Annotated in this window: 21 protein-coding genes and 3 pseudogenes; 6 read left to right on the top strand and 18 right to left on the bottom strand. The window is 69.9% G+C overall.

Annotated features, from left to right (window positions below):
• Positions 1-25: 25 nt before the first annotated feature.
• The 5 genes from ACIOEW_RS26325 (at position 26) to ACIOEW_RS26305 (ending at position 5,791) form a co-directional block, all read left to right on the top strand.
• Complete coding sequence (locus tag ACIOEW_RS26325) at positions 26-430, top strand: hypothetical protein (RefSeq protein ID WP_401966400.1); 405 nt, start codon at positions 26-28, stop codon at positions 428-430.
• A 627-nt stretch (positions 431-1,057) separates the two neighbouring features.
• Positions 1,058-2,953, top strand: coding sequence for a P-loop NTPase fold protein (locus ACIOEW_RS26320; protein WP_358980288.1), 1,896 nt, complete (start codon positions 1,058-1,060; stop codon positions 2,951-2,953).
• Positions 2,953-3,729, top strand: coding sequence for a hypothetical protein (locus ACIOEW_RS26315; protein WP_358980285.1), 777 nt, complete (start codon positions 2,953-2,955; stop codon positions 3,727-3,729). Before ACIOEW_RS26320 ends, ACIOEW_RS26315 begins: the two co-directional genes overlap by 1 nt.
• Positions 3,729-5,018 (top strand): 7-cyano-7-deazaguanine synthase, encoded by a 1,290-nt coding sequence (locus ACIOEW_RS26310; protein ID WP_401966397.1) that lies wholly within the window; start codon positions 3,729-3,731, stop codon positions 5,016-5,018. Before ACIOEW_RS26315 ends, ACIOEW_RS26310 begins: the two co-directional genes overlap by 1 nt.
• Positions 5,015-5,791 (top strand): TatD family hydrolase, encoded by a 777-nt coding sequence (locus ACIOEW_RS26305; protein ID WP_401966395.1) that lies wholly within the window; start codon positions 5,015-5,017, stop codon positions 5,789-5,791. The genes ACIOEW_RS26310 and ACIOEW_RS26305 overlap by 4 nt, the downstream gene beginning before the upstream one ends.
• 297 nt (positions 5,792-6,088) lie before the next feature.
• On the opposite strand, the gene ACIOEW_RS26300 is transcribed toward ACIOEW_RS26305, so the two are convergent.
• The 3 genes from ACIOEW_RS26300 to ACIOEW_RS26290 all read right to left on the bottom strand — a co-directional run bounded on the left by ACIOEW_RS26300 (position 6,089) and on the right by ACIOEW_RS26290 (position 7,103).
• The gene (locus ACIOEW_RS26300; protein WP_401966394.1) at positions 6,089-6,397 is read right to left on the bottom strand and encodes an esterase; all 309 of its coding nucleotides are present in this window, start codon (positions 6,395-6,397) and stop codon (positions 6,089-6,091) included.
• Between the two features lie 101 nt (positions 6,398-6,498).
• Complete coding sequence (locus tag ACIOEW_RS26295) at positions 6,499-6,711, bottom strand: hypothetical protein (protein WP_358980277.1); 213 nt, start codon at positions 6,709-6,711, stop codon at positions 6,499-6,501.
• 44 nt (positions 6,712-6,755) lie between these two features.
• Complete coding sequence (locus ACIOEW_RS26290) at positions 6,756-7,103, bottom strand: DUF317 domain-containing protein (protein ID WP_358980275.1); 348 nt, start codon at positions 7,101-7,103, stop codon at positions 6,756-6,758.
• Positions 7,104-7,321: 218 nt separating this feature from the next.
• Between ACIOEW_RS26290 and ACIOEW_RS26285 the strand changes: the two genes are divergently transcribed.
• Complete coding sequence (locus ACIOEW_RS26285; protein ID WP_073868647.1) at positions 7,322-7,585, top strand: hypothetical protein; 264 nt, start codon at positions 7,322-7,324, stop codon at positions 7,583-7,585.
• A gap of 4 nt (positions 7,586-7,589) precedes the next feature.
• On the opposite strand, the gene ACIOEW_RS26280 is transcribed toward ACIOEW_RS26285, so the two are convergent.
• The 15 genes and pseudogenes from ACIOEW_RS26280 to ACIOEW_RS26210 all read right to left on the bottom strand — a co-directional run bounded on the left by ACIOEW_RS26280 (position 7,590) and on the right by ACIOEW_RS26210 (position 18,743).
• A complete protein-coding gene (locus ACIOEW_RS26280) occupies positions 7,590-8,078 on the bottom strand; it encodes a hypothetical protein (RefSeq protein WP_401966392.1) in 489 nt (162 codons plus the stop codon).
• A gap of 57 nt (positions 8,079-8,135) precedes the next feature.
• Positions 8,136-9,086 carry a DUF317 domain-containing protein gene (locus ACIOEW_RS26275; RefSeq protein ID WP_401966390.1) on the bottom strand — a complete coding sequence of 317 codons (951 nt, stop codon included), beginning with the start codon at positions 9,084-9,086 and terminating at the stop codon, positions 8,136-8,138.
• 115 nt (positions 9,087-9,201) lie between these two features.
• Positions 9,202-10,053 (bottom strand): winged helix-turn-helix transcriptional regulator, encoded by an 852-nt coding sequence (locus ACIOEW_RS26270; RefSeq protein ID WP_358980269.1) that lies wholly within the window; start codon positions 10,051-10,053, stop codon positions 9,202-9,204.
• Positions 10,054-10,077: 24 nt separating this feature from the next.
• Entirely contained in the window at positions 10,078-10,905 is an 828-nt protein-coding gene (locus ACIOEW_RS26265) for a large ATP-binding protein (RefSeq protein ID WP_358980267.1), read from the bottom strand.
• On the bottom strand, positions 10,902-11,558 hold the full coding sequence (locus ACIOEW_RS26260; RefSeq protein WP_358980264.1) for a hypothetical protein: 657 nt from the start codon (positions 11,556-11,558) through the stop codon (positions 10,902-10,904). Before ACIOEW_RS26260 ends, ACIOEW_RS26265 begins: the two co-directional genes overlap by 4 nt.
• On the bottom strand, positions 11,555-12,031 hold the full coding sequence (locus tag ACIOEW_RS26255) for a hypothetical protein (RefSeq protein WP_358980262.1): 477 nt from the start codon (positions 12,029-12,031) through the stop codon (positions 11,555-11,557). The genes ACIOEW_RS26260 and ACIOEW_RS26255 overlap by 4 nt, the downstream gene beginning before the upstream one ends.
• Positions 12,028-12,807 carry a glycosyl hydrolase gene (locus ACIOEW_RS26250; protein WP_401966386.1) on the bottom strand — a complete coding sequence of 260 codons (780 nt, stop codon included), beginning with the start codon at positions 12,805-12,807 and terminating at the stop codon, positions 12,028-12,030. Before ACIOEW_RS26250 ends, ACIOEW_RS26255 begins: the two co-directional genes overlap by 4 nt.
• Entirely contained in the window at positions 12,804-13,403 is a 600-nt protein-coding gene (locus tag ACIOEW_RS26245; protein ID WP_358980258.1) for a DUF4913 domain-containing protein, read from the bottom strand. Before ACIOEW_RS26245 ends, ACIOEW_RS26250 begins: the two co-directional genes overlap by 4 nt.
• A gap of 93 nt (positions 13,404-13,496) precedes the next feature.
• Positions 13,497-14,408: pseudogene (locus tag ACIOEW_RS26240) on the bottom strand (DNA cytosine methyltransferase); the annotation flags it as partial.
• A gap of 121 nt (positions 14,409-14,529) precedes the next feature.
• Positions 14,530-14,676: pseudogene (locus ACIOEW_RS26235) on the bottom strand (DNA methyltransferase); the annotation flags it as partial.
• Positions 14,677-14,796: 120 nt separating this feature from the next.
• Positions 14,797-15,970, bottom strand: a pseudogene (locus ACIOEW_RS26230) (DnaB-like helicase N-terminal domain-containing protein).
• Complete coding sequence (locus ACIOEW_RS26225; RefSeq protein WP_401966383.1) at positions 15,967-16,197, bottom strand: hypothetical protein; 231 nt, start codon at positions 16,195-16,197, stop codon at positions 15,967-15,969. The pseudogene ACIOEW_RS26230 and the gene ACIOEW_RS26225 overlap by 4 nt, the downstream one beginning before the upstream one ends.
• Positions 16,194-17,462, bottom strand: coding sequence for a type IV secretory system conjugative DNA transfer family protein (locus ACIOEW_RS26220; protein WP_401966382.1), 1,269 nt, complete (start codon positions 17,460-17,462; stop codon positions 16,194-16,196). The genes ACIOEW_RS26225 and ACIOEW_RS26220 overlap by 4 nt, the downstream gene beginning before the upstream one ends.
• A gap of 79 nt (positions 17,463-17,541) precedes the next feature.
• Entirely contained in the window at positions 17,542-17,982 is a 441-nt protein-coding gene (locus ACIOEW_RS26215) for a hypothetical protein (RefSeq protein ID WP_358980252.1), read from the bottom strand.
• A 95-nt stretch (positions 17,983-18,077) separates the two neighbouring features.
• Positions 18,078-18,743, bottom strand: coding sequence for a hypothetical protein (locus ACIOEW_RS26210; RefSeq protein WP_358980250.1), 666 nt, complete (start codon positions 18,741-18,743; stop codon positions 18,078-18,080).
• Positions 18,744-18,957: the final 214 nt, after the last annotated feature.

Below are 18,957 nucleotides of genomic sequence, written 5' to 3'. Positions count from 1 at the left end.
TGAAGACAGGACCGACAACCGGGAGATGACGCTCGTGCTCAGAACCACCACCCGCACCACGGAGCCGGCACTCGCGCTGCCCGTCCTCCCCACTGGTACCGACGCCCTGCTGCAGCTCCAGGCCGAGACGCGGCCAGCCGACGGACCCGGGGCGATTCGCTGCGTCGGCCACTCACGCGAACTCGCTCTCGGGGGCATCCCCGTGATGTGCTCCGCCTGCCGTGCCCGACGCGACTGGCTGCTCATCAACCATGGGCGCAACGTCTGGGTCCGCTGCCGGTGCGGCAACCAGTGGCTCGAGCCCGAGATCAGCCGCGCCGACTTCGACGCCCAGGTCGGCGGACCGCACGGGACGACCTACCCGAGTATCGAGGCGGGCTTGGCCGCGCTCGGGTTCGACGGTGCGTTCGCCGGAATTTACCTGGAGTAGGCAGGTAAGGGGCTGGAGGCGCCACCGGGGTGACAGAGGCGCCTAAACCACCGTGCCGCTTTGCCGACAGACTGGCGCTGCACCTCGAACGTTGCAGCGTAACGGACCGTAACAGCAATGGAGTTAGGAGATATCTGCTAAGTCCCGGTGAGGGCAGGCGAGCTAGCAGTCCCTGCACTATGGAGAGGCGCGTGTGGCCGAACGGCGGGGGTATCCTACGGATCTTTTCGATGTCGAGTGGGCGGGGTTCGAACCGCTGATGCCGCCCGTGATGCCGGGTGAGCGCCCACGCAAGCATCTGCGGCGTGAGTTGATCGACGCATTGGCGTACTGGGTGCGGGCTGGCGGCTACTCTCTCGGCTGTGGCGCGCGCCCGGCTTCGCGCCCGCAATGGCCGAATCGCGTTGGCACGGGCAGACCGAGGATGCAGTCATCCGCCGCCACGCCCCGGGTCGGCGTCGGCCACTTCGGCGGCCGCAACGGATGCGCCTGTTTCTGTTGTTGAGGATGAAACGAGCACTATTGTGTGGGCTTGCTGCACACTCGAAAGCGCCCGTATACGCAGTGCTGGTGCGGGTACCGCCTGAGACGAGATAGTCACAGGCCCTGGGGATGGGCAAGAGTAATATGTCTGCACAGCTGTGGTCGGACGAGCCGACCCGCCTGGATCTTCTGTCTTTTGACGCGGTGGCCAAAACCGTGGTCCAGGCCGTCCTCGACGACGACCTTGACCCCGCGACCATCGGAGTCTCGGGCGCCTGGGGGAGCGGCAAGACCACCGTGCTCCGCCTCATCGAGGACGAACTCGCCCCCAAGCCGCCCGCGACGGACACGACCATTCTCGTGATCAGCACAGACCCGTGGCGCTACGACCCCGGTGTGGGCGCCAAAGAAACCCTGATCGGAGAGGTGCTCAGCGCCGTCGCCGCCGAGCTCGCCAAGAAGGAACAGCCAGAGGGCCGCATCAGCCGCGCCCGGACGATGCTGACCAAGCTGCGCCAGCGAGTCGACTGGGCCAAGGCCCTGCAAGTGGCGGCCAAGACGTCCCTGACCCTACAGCTGCCCTCCGTCGACGACCTCACCAGCCTGATCAACACCGAGCCCGGCAACGATGATGCCGACGGAGGCGACCCGCCCTCACGCGGACTCGGCGAATTCCGGAGTGAATTCCGCACACTGATGGAGTCCGCCGAACTCAGCCACCTCAGGCGCGTGGTCGTGCTGGTCGACGATCTCGACCGCTGCCTGCCTGACACAGTCGTGGACACGCTGGAGACCATCCGGCTGTTCCTGGCGGTGCCGAAGATGGCCTTCGTCGTCGCCGCCGACGAGCACCGGGTTGCCGACGCCCTGCGAGCCCGCTTCCCCGACCCCGGCAGCGGACAACAGGCAGCACAGGAGAGATACTTCGAGGAACCGGCCAGCCTCTACCTGCACAAGATCGTGCAGACCACGGTGCCGCTGCCCACCCTGAGCCGCTTCGACACCGAGGCATTCCTCGTCCTGCTGCAGCTCTCTCAGCGCCTGACCGTCGAGGAACTCACCCCCTACATCGAGGCCTGCGTACACCTGCGGCTGGAGAAGGGCCTGCTGGACGACCTGGCCGAGGCCGTGAACGGCAACGACATCTTCGCCGAAATGGCCTTTGCCTCACGGATGACACCCATCCTCTACGAGAAGCTCCAAGGCAGCCCCCGCCGCATCAAGCGCTTCCTCAACGACCTGCGGGTGCGCCAGTCCGTCGCCGGCCATCGCGGCATCGAACTCGAGCCGGACATCGTGGCCAAGCTCATGGTTTTGGAGAAGCTGCTGCCCAACGCCTTCGCCACCGTCCTGGGATGGCTGGCCCGCGGCGAACTGCGCTCCCGCATGGCCAAACTGGAAACAACCGCCGGCCGGCCCGCCCCCGAACCCCCCATCGCCGCCGACTCCGCTCCCGACGACGCCGCTTCCCCGGAACAGCAACCGACGCCGGACGAAGGCGAGAGCGAGCCGGTCACCTTCGACGACGACCTGATCCGATGGGCCAAACTTCCCCCCGACCTCGGCCCCGTGGATCTGGCCCCCTACCTCTACCTGGCAGCCGCGTTCACCGGCGAGCAGCTCCTCGATGCCGGACTGCCCGGCCGGCTGCGCGACATCGCGGCCAACCTGCTGTCCAGCGTGCGCTTCGACCAGCGTCGGGTCAGCGAAGCCGACGTCACCGCGCTCGGCGAGGACGACGCCCTGAGCCTGGTCGAATACCTCGGCCGGGCCGGCCGGGACCGGCCCACCGAACAGACCGCAGCCGTGCGCAGCCTGGTCCGCATCACCACTGCGTACCCGGCCACCACCGAGCGGGCCACCCGCCTCCTGCAGTCCATCCCTGCCCGAGAATTGCAACCGGCCACCATCCTGGTCCTCCCGTCCGCCGTCCCCGTCTTCCGCGGCGTGCTGGAGCACTGGAAGAGCCATGTCCCGGCCGGCCAGGACCAGATCGGGCGCACCCTGGTCATCGCCCTGGGTGCAGGAAGCAGCCGCTGATGGGCACCAAAGGCTCCTACACCGGAAACGGCACACCGGCCAGCAAACAACTGCAGCACAACGTCACCCAGTGGCTCGACGCTCTAACCGGCTCCGGCCCCGGCGGGCCCCCACCCCAGCTCAACACCGATCAGCTGATCCCTGCCCTCGGCCTGTTCCGTCCCTCTAGCGGTCACGCCGACGGCCCCGGCGGCGGAGGCGGGGGAGCTGGCGGGGACGGGGGAGGCCGCAGTGGGGGAGGGGCACAGCGCAGCGTCGCCCGGTCCTCACGCACCGCAGGCCGTGCCGCGGCCGCGGCCTACGCCTACCGCACCGGCAACGCGCAGGCTCTGCAGGAACTCGGCCTCGACTACGCACAACTGCAGGCTGCCGCCGACGACCCGATCGACTGGACCCGCCGGATCGTGGACGCAGCCTGCGGGCCGCTCGCCGACGGCACCATCGAAGACCAGGAACGCCGCTTCGTCGCCAGCGAAGTGGCCCAATGGGTCCTGGAAGCCGGCACCGACAGCACACCCCCAAGCCCCGACGAAGTCGTCCGGGAAACCCTGGCACTGATCATCTTCGAGGCGGTCATCAGCGAGACCGCCGCGACGATGAACGACGGCTCCCGCCCCGCCTGGGCCACCGCCGGCGGCGAACGCCAACTGCGCGAGACCGCACGCGCCCTGGCCGACCGCGCCTCCCTCGCGATCACCGGCCCCAGCACCACCGAGATCACCCAGGCCGTAGAAGAGGGAATCACCGCGATGCGGTCCATCTGGATGGAGCCCTGATGCCCGCTTACACCCTGCGCCTGGACGCGGACACGACCCGGCCCGTGCCCGACGACACCACCGCGTTCTGGTGGCCCGCCGGTGCCGGCGGCTCCTTCGTCTCCACCCTCGGACCGTCCCTGGGCGCGTTGGGCCCCGTTCCCGAACCCAACATCGAACTGGTCCGCCTGGCCACCCTGGTCTACGCCGCCGACCGAACCGCCCCCCGCCGCGCCGCCCGCTCCAACTGGACCCAGCGCGCCTTCGAATTGGACGTCCCCGTCTACGACGTGGCCCGCTGGACCGCGGTGCGCGAACGCCTCGAAGCCCTCCTGGCATTCCTGTCCGGAGACCAATGGTCAATCCGCTTCCACACAGCCGGCGCCCCGCACGAAACCATCTGCGACACACCACACCCCGGGATCCGGCGCGTGGTCCTGCTCAGCGGCGGCGCCGACTCCGCCGTCGGCGCCCTGCACTCCCGCCACGACCTCGCCCCCGAGCAGCATCTGCTGCTCTCCCATGTCGGCGCCACCACCCTCGCCCCCATCCAACGAACCGTCGCCGACACCATCGCCCACCTCATCGACGGCCCCCCACAACCCCACCAGGCCCTGCGCTTCTCCCGCAAAAGTCATCAGCCCACCGGCACGAAACTGCCGAACGAGTACTCCACCCGCACCCGCTCTCTGCTCTTCCTCGCCCTCGGCCTGGCCGCCGCAGCAGTGGAAAAGGTTTTGCTATGGATCCCGGAGAACGGCTTCGCCTCCCTCAACGTGCCGCTCACCGCCGACCAGCGTGGCGCCGTATCCACCCGCACCACCCACCCCCTCTTCCTGCAGACCCTGGCCGCCATCGCCCACGACGCCGGAGCCCACGCGCACGTCCACAACCCCTTCGCCGCCCACACCAAAGGCGAAATGTTCACCCGGGCCGCCGAACTGGTCGGCCCCGCCGCAGCCACCCGGCTGCTCAGCAACACCCATTCCTGCGCCCACACCGGACACCGCACCCACCGCATCCCCGTACGCACCCACTGCGGCGTGTGCTTCGGCTGCCTGCTGCGCCGCGCCTCCTTCCGCGCCGCCCAGATCGAGGACACGACCGACTACCTTCACACCCGCCACGCCGAGAACCTCAGCGCCTACCTGACCGGCAAGTCGGTCGAACCCTCCCTGCGCACCTTCCTCGCTCGCGGGCTGCGCCCGGCCGACATCACCACCCTGAACCTGCCCTCCGACTACTCCACCCGCCAGGCCTACGACCTGTGCAGGCGGGGGGTCGCAGAACTGGAGTTGCTGTACCCATGAGGACGAGCGCACTGCCGCCGCTGGACCTGCACGCACACATCGACACCAGCGTCCCGGCCGACGACCTCGCAGGCCTAGGCGCCGTCATCTTCGCCGCTACCCGCTCCCTGACCGAGGCCACTGAGGCTGTCCAGCGGCACGACGACCGGATCATTTGGGGAGTCGGCGCTCATCCCGGACTCGCGCGCAGCCACACCGCATTCGACCCCGACACCTTCACCCAGCTGATCGCCCACACACCCCTGGTCAGCGAGATCGGACTCGACGGCAAGAGCCGCGTCCCGCTCGAGCGCCAGCAGACCACTCTCCGCAGTGTCCTCGGCGTCCTGGAGCGCACCCCGCGCATCGCCAGCATCCACAGCTACGGCGCCTGCGAGCAGGTGCTCGACGAACTCGAACGCGCCCCGGCCCCCGGCATGGTCCTCCACTGGTGGCTCGGCGACCCGGAACAGACCGCCCGTGCCGTCCGCCTGGGCTGTTACTTCTCCGTCAACGTCTCCGCCGCGCGCAAGACGGCTCTGCTGCAGACCATCCCGCTCGATCGTGTGCTGACCGAGACCGACCACCCCTTCGGCGACCGCAGCTTCGCTCAGCCACTGCCCGGCAACGTCGCTGCCGTGGAGCAGACCCTGGCACGCCATCATCGGACAACGCCCAGGGATATTCGCCAGACCGTATGGCACAACCTGGCTGCACTCGTGAGAGACACGCGTTGCGCAGCACACTTCAGCCGGCGCGTGCGGTCTCATCTTGCATCGCTCCCGCCTCGTTGAGCCTTGAGCGGGTGGGTGCCTGAGCCGCCGGAGAGTGCTGCCTCGTAGTGAGGAAGGTCCCTCCGGGATCCAGGCCTGGAGTTCCCTACAGCATGCGGTCTTGTCATTCCAGGAGCAGCCCTGCCCCTCAGCCGATAGCGTCGCCGGACATGTACAACGATCTCGATGCCACAGAGGCGTGGGAGCGGCTGAGAGCCAGTGGCCAGCTCATCAGCGTCTATCACAGTCAGCACGCCGTAGGGCGTCACTGACGAGCCTCAGCCGCGGTACAGGTCAGCGGCCTACGCGTTCGGTGGCTTACCAGACCCCGGCGAGCCGGTTTGAGAGGTCGAGGGCGTCGGTCGCGAAAGAGAGGGCGGCGCATAGGCCGGTCACCTCGTACAGGGTCGGATGGACCAGGCGCGGCCAGTCGTCCGGGGCGGCGGGCCAGGAACCAAGGAGTACCTCGGCAGTGGTCACACCCAGATGCACCGTGACGTCCCAGCCGCTGGGCGAGGCGGGCTCCCAGCGCAGTCGGATGCGTCCGGAAGTTTCGGCGGCGAGCCAGGTGATGTCGAGGGGGCCGTCGGGGCGGGTGGAGATGCGCTGGAGAAGCGCGCTGTGCACGCCGTGCGGCATGGGGTGCGCCGCGACAGTGTGCAGCGCGAGGCGGGGTGCGGGGCGCGAGAGTGACGAGATGGGAAGCCTCCGTGATGGTAGGGAAGCGATCAGGCCCAGGTGAGGGCGTCGCGCGCTCCCACCGGGAGGTAGTCCTCCTGGCCGTCGTCGGCGATGTACGCCTTGCCGTCGCGGACGACGACCGTGGCTCCCACGAAGTGGGCGAAGGGGAAGTCGGGGTTGATGGCGAGACGGACCGGCAGGTTGGGGTCGAGTTCTTGGAGCTGGCGGAGCAGGTGGCCGACGGTCAGGTACTGGGGCAAGGGAGTCTCCGTGAACGGTGGACATTGAGGGGGCTGGTCGGCAGTCAGCACGAGGAGTTGGTGTCCAGGGCGGCGAGGAATCCGGCAACGGCCTCGGAGGGGGTGTGGAGACCGAACTCCTGGACCCAGGCGTCGCCATCGGCGGGCTGCACCCGGACGTGCCGGACGATGTTGCGCTGCCAGGCCGACGGGTCCTCGGGGAGCCAGCCGACGTAGACACAGCCGTCGGGGCTGGTCGCGTGGACGTTGGCCTCGGGGGTGTCGACGATCGCCCACCCGAGTGCGTCCAGGAGATCGAGCACCGGGCCCGCACTGTGGTCGGCGGAGAGCCAGTGGAGGGCATCCGCCGTGGGGCGGACAACGGCCGGAAGGAGGGTGGCAGAGGTGCTCACGGCTTGGTGGATCCCTTCGTTGACCTGCGGTTTTCCCGACACCCGTACGTTGGCATGCATCATGCCGAAGTGCGTAGTCGTTTCCAGGCAGGGACGTCTGCCGTGGGCGAACTTGGGGCCGTCGGCAGGTCACGGGAGACCCGGGGAATGGACAGGCCACTGCGGTTGTCCTACTTGGGTTGCGGTGACGGGCCGCAGGCGAGAGAAGGGGGACAGCGATGGCTGAGGCGAGCAGACACTGGGATGGCGCCGGATTGGAACGCAAGATCCGCGCCGCCGGACGGCCCTGGACCGTGGGCGACATCGCGATGGTCGCCGACGGCCAGTGGGGAGTCGGCGCACAGCCCGACCGGTGGCCGGACGAGGAGACGGTGGAGCGCCGGGTCGCCGAAGGCCGGCGCGTGGAGCTGACGGTGGAGGAGCTGGCCCGCGCGGTGGGCCCCCGGGCCGAAGAGGGCCCCCGCGACGAGAATCGGAGCTAAGCGTTCAACGTCGGGGCCCCGTTGTGGGCGCTGACGGCCCTACGACCGCCGCCGGCGAGGACGGTTCGGGCACGGCCCCCGGGGCGTGCCGCGTCTGCCCGGAGCGGGCGACAGCGGCCTGAGGCAGCCGAACCGCCGGTGCCTCAACCTCGGGTGCGGCGGCCTCCCGAGCCTCCACCACGCGCCGGATCGCCTGGAGGTACGCACGGCTCTCCGCGTGGGCGACGCGGAGCTTGACCGCCGTTTCGGTGATCCGGTCGAGTTCGTAGAATTCAGGCACGTACCCATGCCGGGACAGGGCGTGAAGACGGTCCTGGTGAACGGTTACCGCGCTGTCCGTGATGGCCAGGGCCGCGCGAGTGTGCATGGCGCAGCGCAGGAGCGGGTCCTCGCTGGGGCGGCGGACCCCTAGGACCTCAAGAGCTTCGATCGGCTGGCCCCAGGCGTTCTCGATCATGGCCGTGGCCTGGTCGAGCATGGTGGTGGTGGGCATGGTGGAACTCCTGTTGGGCGGGGACGGTCGCGAGTGGAGTGCGGCCTGGGGTGGGAGTCAGCGTCCGCGCCGGGGCGTCGGCGAGCTAGCCGGCAGCCGGGCAGAGGTCGCGGGCGCGGGGTGTCCCGTCCGTTTCTGCGCCGCCCCCGTGGAGCGGCTCTGCGCGGCCATCACCCGGAGGTCGGCTGCTGTGCGTGGTGCCCGCGCGGCACGGTGTACGGCCTGGGTGACCGAGGTGCGGCGTACGTCCAGCGGAGTCGGAGCGCGCGGGACCTGAGCCTCGGCGATCGGCGTGGCCGAAGCGACAGGGGTCATGGTGACCAAGTGCTGCATCCGCCGGTCGACTTGGTGGCGCTCGCGGACCACCGGGGTCGACTTCGCCATCACAGCGGCGGTTGCGGCGATCAAGTGGGACGGGGTGCGGGCCGTGAACGTCGCTTCGGCACGAGTGCCCCAGCCCGGCGGGCCAGCCCACAGCTCAACGGTCGTGCGGTCGGAGCCGTAGCCGCGCCGATCGATAAGGATGCCCGCTTGGTCGTCAGGAGCGATGATCTCGACGGTGCCGAGTTCAGCAGCTCCGTCAAGGTTCCAGCCGGCATCGGTCAGCGGCCGGACGGTGTCCCTCCAGGGGACGGTTGGCCCTGCCAAAAAGCGGCCGAGGGTGTCGGAGGCGATGGCTTCGTCGTAGTCCTGGACCAACGCGGCGGTGAGGCCGGCGACCATCTCGGCCGGGGTGACGTGGTTGAACGTCGCCGTCCAGCGAGGCGCCGAGAAGGCGTCCTCGGCTGCGCTGATCTTCCACAGTTCGAAGTCGTCGCCGAACCAGCCGATCCGAATCTGTTGGTCGGGAGAGGTCACGAGGAGCTGGCAGGGGCCCTCATCGAGGTACTGATGGGGCCAGTGGGCGACGGGCGCGAAGCCAGCCTCGCCGGTCCCGTTGGAACCCGCCAGATACATGGGGCTAACCAGTACCTCTTGGTACCGGGTCGGGTCATCAGGGGCGTACATGGTCGAGTCTCCGGAAGCGAAGGAGGAGAACGGATCCGCGTATGCAGCGGCGGGAGCCGCCGGAGCGCACGCGGATGCCGTAGTGGCGGCGCGTGGCCTCTAGTTCTCACCCCCGTCACCGGCCCCGGCCCGGTGCCGACTGAGCGGTCACGGCCGCCGGCACCCGCGGTTCCGGCTGAGGCGCGTGGCTGAACATGACGTTCGACGCGGCGGCGCTCCGCCGTAGGGCCGCCGCGGTCCGGGCGCTGTCGGCTCCCGCCCCCAGCGGAATGCCGACGTGGGTGCGCGTGGCTGCCGCTGCCGGACGCGGTGCCGCTGTTCCACCTCGCAGCGCGAAGGGCTGGCTCCAGTGCTCGACACTCGCGTATACGGCCCCCAACGCCTGGCCGGCATCGGTGAGCACGTAAGGGTCTCCGTGCCGGGAGCCCGTCCGCGTGACCAGGCCATCGGCCTGAAGCCGGACAAGTCGCTGCCGTGCGAGGCCGTAGTCCAGACCGGCCGCCTCGGCGATGTGAACGAACCGCATCTGGCCGTCAGCCGAGTCGAGTACCTGAATCACGGCAGTCGAATGCCGAAGATGCAAGCGGCGCAGCGCATCCTCGACACGCTCGGCTTCGGCCATCGGTTCCTGTGTCAGGTGGGTGCGGGACCAGTCCGACACCGTGCGGAGGACGGGGGCCAGAGACGTGCCGAGCGCGCTGAGCCGGTACGGCGCGCCCCGCCGGTCGTCATCGCGGATCACCAGTCCGTCAGCGTGCATCGTGGCCAGCCGTTTGCCGACGAACTGCTCACTGACGAAGGGGAGCTGCGCAGCAACGTCGCGGACGCGCACCGGGCCGTTCACCCGGGCCAGGGTCATCGCGGTCCAGGTGGTCCACTTGGGCCCGATCCGGGCGAGAGCCTCCTCGACGCGCTGGGCGTCGATGGAAGCGATGGAGAAGGTGGGAGGCAGGCCGGGGGCAGCCATGGTGGGGTCCTTATCGGGATGAGGTCAGCGTGAGCGGGGGGTCGCGAGGGAGGTTCTGGCGACGGGCGCGGCGGCCGAGTCGGAGAGCGCGCCTGACGTGGTCCGCGTGGTAGTGCGGCCGAGGGCGGCGGACACCCGGGAGGTCGTCGCGCGACCATCACGCAGGGTGGCTTCCCCCTGCGCAGTGAGCGAGAGGAGCTGGCCGGGCCGGTACACGTTCTCGGTGATGTCCTGATGCAGTAGCCCGGCGGCGACCAGCCGCTGCACGGTCTGCGGGAAGACCGCCGGGTCCTGCCACTGGGCCTTCTCCCGCGAGATGTACGGGTCCTCGCCGATCGCGTTGCGGCGAAAGCGAACACCTCCGGCCGCAACCGCTTCGAGGGCTACTAGCCCGCGCTCCCCGGCGACGGCCCAGTCGTCGTCCCGGTGGGGCCTCGTCTTCTGGCCCGGCCCGTGGCTCTTGTTGCTCGCGTGTTGATCGGGCTTGGGCGAGGAAAGAAGCCGGCGGTAGGCGGACAGGGACTCGACGAGCTGGCTGTATGCCCGGTCCTGCTGGGCCAGGCCGTCTCCGAGGTCCGGGAGAGCTGTGCGCAGCAGCGCGTACGACACCTGGGCTCGGCCGACTTCACCGCGACCAGTGCCTTCGAGCAGCCGCTGAGCGCGCAGGACCGCGTTGAGCACGCTCTCGTGTCGCTCGTCCAGCGCCGCTGCGGCTTCGATGACGCGTGTAGCGGCCTGGTGCAGTGGCTCCTCCGGACCATGTGCGAGGGCGTGCACGCTGACATCCCCGACACCGAGCACTTCGACGACGAGATAAGGCCCAGGGTGTGTGTCTGCGTCGTACGGGTTCACTCCGTCGTCTCCATCCGGGCGAGCAGGGAGCGGACCAGAGCGGGCAGGCTCCCGGGATCGTTGTCGAGCCGAGGGCGGTCGCTCACTTCGCTGAGGAGATCGGCGTCATCGAGCAGGCCGCTGAAGATCTCTATGCAGGCGCCGGTGATCCGGGCGGCGGCGAGCAGCGACTGGGAGAGAACCTCGACGTAGTCGTCCGGCGCGAGGCCGGCGGCCTCGGCTGCGTTGCGGACTGCCTCCAACTCAATTGCGTTGAAGGCGAAGTCGAATTTGTCGTCCCGCTCGGTTCCGCCGGACGTGGCGGGGATCGGAGCGCAAGGCTCCGTAGGGATGCCCACGCGGGTACAGATCTCGTCGACCGAGGAGGTCAGCTCGGCGAACGACTCGGTGAGCCACCCCAGCGCGGAGGCGTAGGAGGCCAGAGCGAACAGGCCCGCCGAACGTGGCTCGGTGGCCACGAAGCCCTCGAACCGGTCGTTAAGCTCGGTGATCACGCGGGGCCCAGCGGCCAGCGGACCCAAGACGGGATGCAGGTAGGAGCGGGCGGCAGCCGTCGGGTACTCGGCGGCAGGGATGCCGCCGACGTTCTGAGCGGCCTCGGTGAGGAGATCCGCCAGCTCTATACGGGTCAGCGCAGTACGGTCGTTGGTCATCGCTGGGCGACCTTTCGAGAAGCAGTGGCCGAGGGCGGCGCTGGTGACGGGGCAGCCGCGCGGCCCGTTGTCCGCCGTTCGGTGGTGAGCGTCGAGCGAGACCGGGCGGCCTGCACGCGGGCCTCCGCGGCGGAGTCCGGGCCGACCCCTTGCTGGGGCTCGGTCCGTAGGTGGGCCGCGCGGTAGACCGCGTAGTCCTTCCGGCTGCCAGCCGCCACGAGGTAGATCTCGCGCTTGCGGGTCGAGGTCGGTGGCGCTTGGCGGAACTGGATGACCAGCCGGTAAGAGACCTCCGGGTCGACGTACACCTTGTGGAAGCCGGCGAGACGGCCCTTCAACGGCAAGCAGTCGTCGCTTCCGTGGACCAGGTTCTGCAGCTCCAGCAAGGCCAAATCGCGCATCTCAGACGGGAGTTCCCGCAGGTCGGTGATGGCGTCAGGGTGCGCGGCGAAGGCGAAGCGGGCGCGGCTCACAGCAGCCTCCCCTGGACCGCGCGCTGAACCGGTACCGCCGCTGACGCGCGGGGCTCGTCGAGCCCGGTCTGCGGTGTCGGAGAGGTGCCGGCGGACCGGGAAAGGGCGATGCGGGCGATGCGGGCCCGGACGACAGCACCGTTGTGGTCGCTGTACTCCGAAGGCTCGGGCAGCGGTTCGCTGCGCTCGTCCAGCCAGGTCTGGGCGACGCCGACGTCGGGGAAGGCGCCCTCGCGCATCGTGTACGTGCCGGCACCGTGGTTCCACTCCTCGTAGAAGAGGCGAACCGGTGCCTGGGTGGCCTGGGAGTCGTTGACGAGTGTCCACGCCTCGCTGGGATTGTCGTCAGAGGTGTAGGTGTCGAGGACCTCGTAGCGGGTGCCCGACTCTTGAATCTGCTGTTCCACCTGGACGGTGAGGTCGTCGGCGGGCTCGATGTAGTTGCCACCGCGCAGTGAGATCGGTTCGAGCGGGCAGCCGCGTTCTGCCAGCCAGTTCTGTGCGAAGGACGCCGTGGCGTGGTGACTCGTTTCGAACGTGAACGTGGACTGCCGCAGATCCCGAGCGACCGCGATCGCAACGAGCTGTGGCTCGCCGGGTATCCCCCAGGTGACCGATCGGTCGTGGGCGAGGACGAAGCTTTGCGAACCGTTGGGCGTGGTGTGGTGTTGGACCAGCACCGTCAAGTCGCCAGCCCAGAGAGCCTCCATCGCTTCCTCGGAGTCGTCGTCGACCGGCGATAGATCGTCGAGGTCGAAGTCGAGGATGTCGTTCACTCCGCCACCCCCGCCTGCTCGGGCGCCGGGGTGGCCAGCACCCGGTGGTTGGGGCGAGTTGCGCTGGTCGTGCAGGCCGCGAAGGGTCCGTCGGGTGCACGCAGGTGCGCCAGGGCCTGGTCCAGGTGGTCGCGGTGCCAGGTCGAGGAGCCGGACAGGCCGGCCTCCGTGTCGGTGAACTGCTGCCAGGCGAGCCAGAGTGCGTGGAGCCGGGCGACGGCCTCGGGGTGTTCGTGCCAGTGCGCGCACCAGGGACGGCTCGTGCTGATCTCCCGGCCGTACACCGGCAGGAAGAGGTAGTTCACCCAGTCGCTGAGGGCAGCGAGTTCGACGGCGTATTCCTTGCCGCCCAGGGCGAGGATGAACACCGAGGCGGGGCCGTCGGTCTTCTTGGCTTCAGCCGCCTCGGCTTCCGGAGCGCCGTCCGGCGGCTGGCTGCCGACGGATTCGGGCTCGGAGCCGAGGCGGTCGAGGATGACGCCGTGCTGCCTGACCTCGGCCATGGTCTTGGCGAGGGTGCTGGCGAGGTCGTCGAGGTCTGCGTCGGGGACGCGGTACGGCTCGGGGCCGGGGGAGGTCGGGCTGGTGTCGGCCATGGGGGTGTGCTCCATCTGTGAGACGGCGACATGCCCGAGAGGATCCGGAGAATCAGCGGTTTGGTCCGGCCGGAAGAACGCGGTAGTGGAGCGCTATCGGTTGGCGCAGCGGGGACAGCGGGGACAGCGGGGAAAGGGGGGTGCCAGCAACTGCAAGGCACGCGCAGCCTGTTGTGGGACGACGCCGTTCCCGAGCGCGGTGAGCTGCGCTGGACGTCCGAGCCCCGGAGTCGCGGTGACCCAGCCGGCGTCGAGGCCCTGCATCCACTCCACGAAGTCCGCGCGGAGCCGACCGGCCGCGTCCGTGGGGGCCGGGGCAGGACGGGTGAGGCTCTCCCATCGGGCGATGGCGGATCCGTACGCTCCCCATCGCCGGTCCGCGCCCCCGCCTCCGGCGTCTCCTCCGCCCAGAGGGGCAGGACCACCGCTGACAAGGGAGGCCGCCATCCCTTCCCGGGTCGGCTGCCCGGGGTGCCCGTGTAGCTGGCCCTCGGGGTCGGCAACAGAGACGCAGCGGCACTGGGCAGGGTCATGCCGCCATTGCCGTGCCGCTGGTTCGGCGAGCCCTTGATTCCGTCCGACGCCTTCGGGGTCGGTAGCAGCCACTCGACCTCGTCGGCCAGGTTCGGACCGTGCCCCCCGCTCTTCCGCTTCGATGGATGCTGGCTGCCGCCGTTCTTCCCGATGTTGCTGGTCGGCGTCTTCAGCAGGGTGCCCGGCGGCCCATGCGGTGAGGAAGGTCCGCTCGCGGCGGTGCGGGGCCCCGACGTCGGAGGCGCGAAGCACGAGCCACTTCGCGTCGTACCTGAGGTCGGCCAGGGATCCGAGTACGGCACCGAGTGCCCGCAGAGGAGGCTGGCCTGGGGTGTCTCCCAGACACCACGGGCAGGGTTCCACGTCGCCAGGGGAGCCGGCGGGGGAGGTGAGGAGGCCGCGCACATTCTCGATCACAACCAGGCAGGGTCGGAGGGCTGCGACCGCACGGGCGACGTGCAGCCAGAGCCCGGAGCGGGTCTGGGCGTTGAGTCCGGCCCGACGGCCGGCGACGGAGACGTCTTTGACAGGGGAAGCCGGCCGTCAGGACGCACACCCGGGGGACGGTGGACCAGTCGACGGTGGTGATATCGCCCAGGTTGGGGGCGCCGGGCCAGTGGCGGGCCAGGATGCGTGAGGCGTTCGGGTCGACCTCGGCGTGCCAGGCCAGCGTGCCGCCGAGGGCGGCCTGTACGCCCAGGTCGAGGCCGCCGTACCCCGAGCAGAGCGATCCGATCAACGGAGAGCGCAACGGGGCGGCGAGGCCCGGGGCCGTTGCGTGTAGGTCCGGCGCGGCTGAGGAGAGGGGGGAGTTCAAGACGAGTTCCAGGGGCAGAAGAGGGCTGGCGAGGAGGGGGTCTCACGGGTGGCCGCGCGAGAGGTGGTCGGGCTGCTGACGGCGTGGGGAGACGGCTGGCTGGGGCTGGGGGTGACGCCCCTGGGTGGGGTGTGCTGCGGGCGCGGGCGGCCTTTACGCGGGCGGGCAGCGGCTCGCCCGCCGACGGCGTGGGTGCCGTGGGCTTCGGAGCCAGACTGCTGTTCGCGGTGGCCCAGCGGGCACGCACCTCGTCGAGTGGACCGAGCGCGTGCAGGGCGTGGTTGATCAGGCGACCGGGCCCCAGAGCCTCGTCCTGAGCCAGGGTCCGGATGGCTCGCGCGGAGGCGGCGGCGGTGCGGGTGAGGGAGGAGCGCATCACTCGGTGCCCGAACCAGTCGGCGCTGCCGGGGACCATGCCTTCGCAGACGGCGGTCAGCTGCTCGCTCGACAGCGTGCCGTCGGCCATCAGGCCGCGTCGCTTGGCCTCCCAGAGCAGGGTGATCCGATCGATGGGTTCGCCCCGGTGGTGCAGCGCGCCGAGGCACCGGTAGAGCTGCCCGTGGGTTGGGTCGGCGAAGTCTCCCGGCCGCAGCCAGGCCATCACCTCGTCCATGGCTCCTGGCTGCTCGGTGAGGACGGCCAGGAGGAATTGCTCGTCCTCGGTGACCTGGCCGGACTGCGCCGGCGGCGGAATGTCTGCGGCGGCAGAAGGCACAGCTGCGGGTGGGACCGGACGAGGATCGGTTCCCCAGCGTCGCGCAAGGTCGGTGAGTACGCCGGTCAGGACGTCCGCCGTACGCAGCGCTCCCTCGACCTCGCCCTGGACGGCGTCGGCCCGAGCCGCTTGGTGGAGACGGATCGCGTGCTGGGCGACGGTGCGGTGGATCGCCCCCTCCAGCACCATGCGGCCGTACACCGGGGCGTGTTCGGTGCGGGGACACGCCTGGATCAGGGTGCGGGCGTACACCGCGGTCAGCCCGCGCACGTGCTGTCCGGCCTCCCCGACCGCGTCGGTCACCCACGACAGCGGCAACGGTCCTTCGGCCGAGAGCGCGGGGTGCCCTTCGCTGCGGAGCTTGCAGAGCGCGCCGAACAGCGCCTGGTGGACGGGCCGATAGAAGTGGTCCGGAGCGAGCCACTCCAGGTGCGTGAGCTCCTCGGGGTCGAGGAGCACGGCGCCGAGAACCGCCTGCTCGGCACTCATCAGCGGGTTCATCGCCAGCCGCCGGGATCAACGGCGGACGCCTCGTCCTGCCGGATAAGGAGGTTGGCGACCGCTTGGTCGGCAGCGGCCATCGACAGGGCGAAATCGGCCAGGGCAGCGGTGAAGGCGGGATCAGAGGCGGGGACCGAGCCGGCTCCGCCGTCAAGCCACCACTGGCCACCGCGCAGGACGACCGGGGCGTGGGCCAACCGCCCCTGCTGTGGTGTGGACGCGCTCATGCCGACAGTCCAAGATCGTCCTGGCCGATGCTCTTCGCGAGGGCACGCTCGGTGATGGCCTTCGTGGCGCGAGCGGAAGCCGGGCCGACCACCGTGGCGGAGGGCTCCTTGTACCAGGGCTTGAGGTTGAGCATGGCGACCCGGATGCCGGTGGCCAGCAGCAGCACCTTGCCCTTGGGCAGGGCGCGGATGGCGTCCGGCGGAAGGATCCGCTCCGTGCGCATGCTCACCGAGGTTGACTTGCCGCCCTCGCTGGTCGACACCGAGGTGGTCTGGACGTCGTGATCGCCGATCTGACGGCTGAGCCGGTCGGCGAAGTCCGCGTCATCGATGCCAGACCCGATGATCTTGATGGTGGCGGCGGAGTACAGGGCGTCCATACCGGCCTCGCCCCAGCACCGCTGACCCTGACGGTAGGACTGCAGGATCGTCATCGGGATGACGCCTCGGCTTCCCAAGTGGCTGTAGAGATCGGGGAGGTCCGAGATGCGGCAGACATTCGCCGCCTCGTCGAGGACGCACAGGGCGGGCGGGTCGAGTCGCCCGCCGGAGCGCTCGGCGACGATCACGGCCGCGCGCATGACGGCGTCGGCCGCCGCCGCGATGATGGCGGACGCACTGCCGCCGCCGTCCTTGCTCAGCAGGTACAGGGTGTCGCGGGATGTGGCGAAGGCGAACGGCTGGAATTCGGGAAGGTCGTCGTTCGGGGTGACCCAGGCGGCGACGTCCGGGTCGAGTAGGCAGCTCGCGTACTGCCTCGCGGTCTCATAGATGCCGTCACGCGTTTCGGTGGCGCCGGAGACGGTGCCCTGGAGTTGGGCGGCGACCGCGTGGTGGCCGGCGTCGGTGAGCAGGTCCACCGGGGTGCGGTCGGCCGGCATGGCGAGCCAGGCCAGGACGTCGGTGATCGGTCGCCGGTGGGACGCGGCGGCGAGGAAGAGGGCGCCGAGGGTGTTGCTCGCGGCGGTTGACCAGAAGTCGGAGCCGCTGGACTCGTCCACGCTTGCCGTCACGAAGTGCCCCGCCAGCCTCTTCGCCCCGGCGAGATCTCGGGCGTCAGCGAGGATGTCCCACCACATCTCGCGCGAGTGGTGGGCGATCTGCTGCGGATCGAGGGTCCAGATCGTGCCGACCTCGGCGCGGGCGTCCACCGTGGCGGTGAAGGCGTCGTTCGCAGCTTTGTTACTGGTGAGTAGGACCGGACCCGGTGCCGAGAGGATCGCGGGGATCGCCAGCCCGGACGTCTTGCCGGAACGCGGAGCCATGATCGCGACGATCACGTCCTCCCAGGACGCGCGGACCTCCGCACGACCGGGATCGAGGGTGCCGAGCAGGATGCCGCGGTCAGCGGGCAGGACCTCTTTTACTCTCCCGGCCGCCCAGGCTCGGGCGGAGGCTCCTCGCCTTGGCGACGATCTCCTTGTCCAGCAGTGGCGCCAGGTCCGCCTTGCGGGCGAGGCCGGACTTGGACCCGGCACGCCAGCGCATCCACATCACCGCAGCGGTGACGACCAGGGCAACGGTGAGCAAGCCGGGGACGACGCGGGCACCGACCATCAGCATGCTGGTGCTCAAAGTCGGCCACAGCACCTCCGGGTGCAGCAGCGCGTCCGTGACGCGGAAGGGGGCCCATGTCCCGCTCCCGACGAAGTTACTGGTGAGATTTCCGGTCAGCCAGGCCAGGGAGCCGAAGGCCATGGCGGCGCCGAGGATGCCGAACAGGAGGTAGAGGAGCGCGTCCGACCCGGTGGTGGTCGAGGGCGCGCTGGTGCGCGGGGAAGGCACGGCGGTTCCTTGGGTGTGCGAGCGGGCGGGGGCGGGGCGCGCTCGGCTCTCATGCAGCTCATGGGGGTACTCCTGGACGTCTGAGGCGGAACGCTTCAGCGGGGTCGGCCGGCAGAACGAGGCGCGGGCGGAGGCGCTGCGGTGGCCGGCGGACTGCCGGTCGACGGCGATGTTCCGGCGCGCGGTGAGGAGGCGCGGGCCGCCCGCTGCCGGTCTGAATCGACGTTCCGGGCAGCGGACGGCACAGGAGCAGCCTCGGCACCGAGGACATCGTCGAGCGACTCCCGGCTGCGCAAGACGTTGACCATCTGGTGGTGCCGGGGGTCCGTGCGCTCTGCGGGACAGGCAGCGAGACCGTCCTCGGCGACTTCCAACTGCTCACGGACGTCCTGGAGCATCCCGTACGCGGCTGCCAATCGTGTCCACGTCTCGAAAGTCGGATGGTGCTGCGGGTCGTCGAAGTCGAGACGGGCGCGAGTCCAGTCGGCGGCAGAGGCGACGAGTTCGGTCAGCTCGGGCAGAGCCCCGACCAGTGCGCCGTTGACCTCCTCGATGATGCCCGCCACCTCATCGGGCGAGGCGTCCTCGTGGAGGCGAGAGATCATTCCGCGGACCGAGTACGGATCGGCGGAAGCGCTGGGCAGGCGCCTGACCTGCAGCGGCTTGTCGGAGCCCGGTGCCGCGCTGCGGTGGGCGAGCCGGATGTTGTGCTGCATGGCCGCACCGACGGCCTCGCCGATGCTGGAGTAGTACTCGGGCACGTTTGCCTCTTCGGGTGAGTGGTCTTTGACAGGTGGGTCGAGCTGGGACGCGCGACGTACTGGTGGCCGACGGCGAAGAGAGCCGCCGGGGTCACCGTCGGGGCGTTGCGGCGCGCGGCGGGTGACCCGTCGTAGTGAGCGGCGCCGTCTGGGAACTGGACGCCGAGGAGACTTTGGCCTGGGTCGCTGCGGGAGAAGTGGCCAGAGCGGCACC

The organism is Streptomyces sp. NPDC087901 (genome assembly GCF_044742205.1).
GTDB lineage: Bacteria > Actinomycetota > Actinomycetes > Streptomycetales > Streptomycetaceae > Streptomyces.
The sequence above is the reverse complement of the archived record's forward strand: the minus strand, read 5'-3'. Positions and strand labels throughout refer to the sequence as shown.

Bases quoted from the DNA above. Each gene is read 5' to 3' on its own strand.
- ACIOEW_RS26280 (WP_401966392.1), bottom strand. From the start codon at position 8,078: ATGCCCACCACCACCATGCTCGACCAGGCCACGGCCATGATCGAGAAC.
- ACIOEW_RS26310 (WP_401966397.1), top strand. From the start codon at position 3,729: ATGCCCGCTTACACCCTGCGCCTGGACGCGGACACGACCCGGCCCGTG.
- ACIOEW_RS26315 (WP_358980285.1), top strand. From the start codon at position 2,953: ATGGGCACCAAAGGCTCCTACACCGGAAACGGCACACCGGCCAGCAAA.
- ACIOEW_RS26320 (WP_358980288.1), top strand. From the start codon at position 1,058: ATGTCTGCACAGCTGTGGTCGGACGAGCCGACCCGCCTGGATCTTCTG.
- ACIOEW_RS26220 (WP_401966382.1), bottom strand. From the start codon at position 17,462: ATGGCTCCGCGTTCCGGCAAGACGTCCGGGCTGGCGATCCCCGCGATC.
- ACIOEW_RS26270 (WP_358980269.1), bottom strand. From the start codon at position 10,053: ATGGCTGCCCCCGGCCTGCCTCCCACCTTCTCCATCGCTTCCATCGAC.
- ACIOEW_RS26245 (WP_358980258.1), bottom strand. From the start codon at position 13,403: ATGGCCGACACCAGCCCGACCTCCCCCGGCCCCGAGCCGTACCGCGTC.
- ACIOEW_RS26260 (WP_358980264.1), bottom strand. From the start codon at position 11,558: ATGACCAACGACCGTACTGCGCTGACCCGTATAGAGCTGGCGGATCTC.
- ACIOEW_RS26285 (WP_073868647.1), top strand. From the start codon at position 7,322: ATGGCTGAGGCGAGCAGACACTGGGATGGCGCCGGATTGGAACGCAAG.
- ACIOEW_RS26225 (WP_401966383.1), bottom strand. From the start codon at position 16,197: ATGAGCGCGTCCACACCACAGCAGGGGCGGTTGGCCCACGCCCCGGTC.
- ACIOEW_RS26325 (WP_401966400.1), top strand. From the start codon at position 26: ATGACGCTCGTGCTCAGAACCACCACCCGCACCACGGAGCCGGCACTC.
- ACIOEW_RS26305 (WP_401966395.1), top strand. From the start codon at position 5,015: ATGAGGACGAGCGCACTGCCGCCGCTGGACCTGCACGCACACATCGAC.
- ACIOEW_RS26275 (WP_401966390.1), bottom strand. From the start codon at position 9,086: ATGTACGCCCCTGATGACCCGACCCGGTACCAAGAGGTACTGGTTAGC.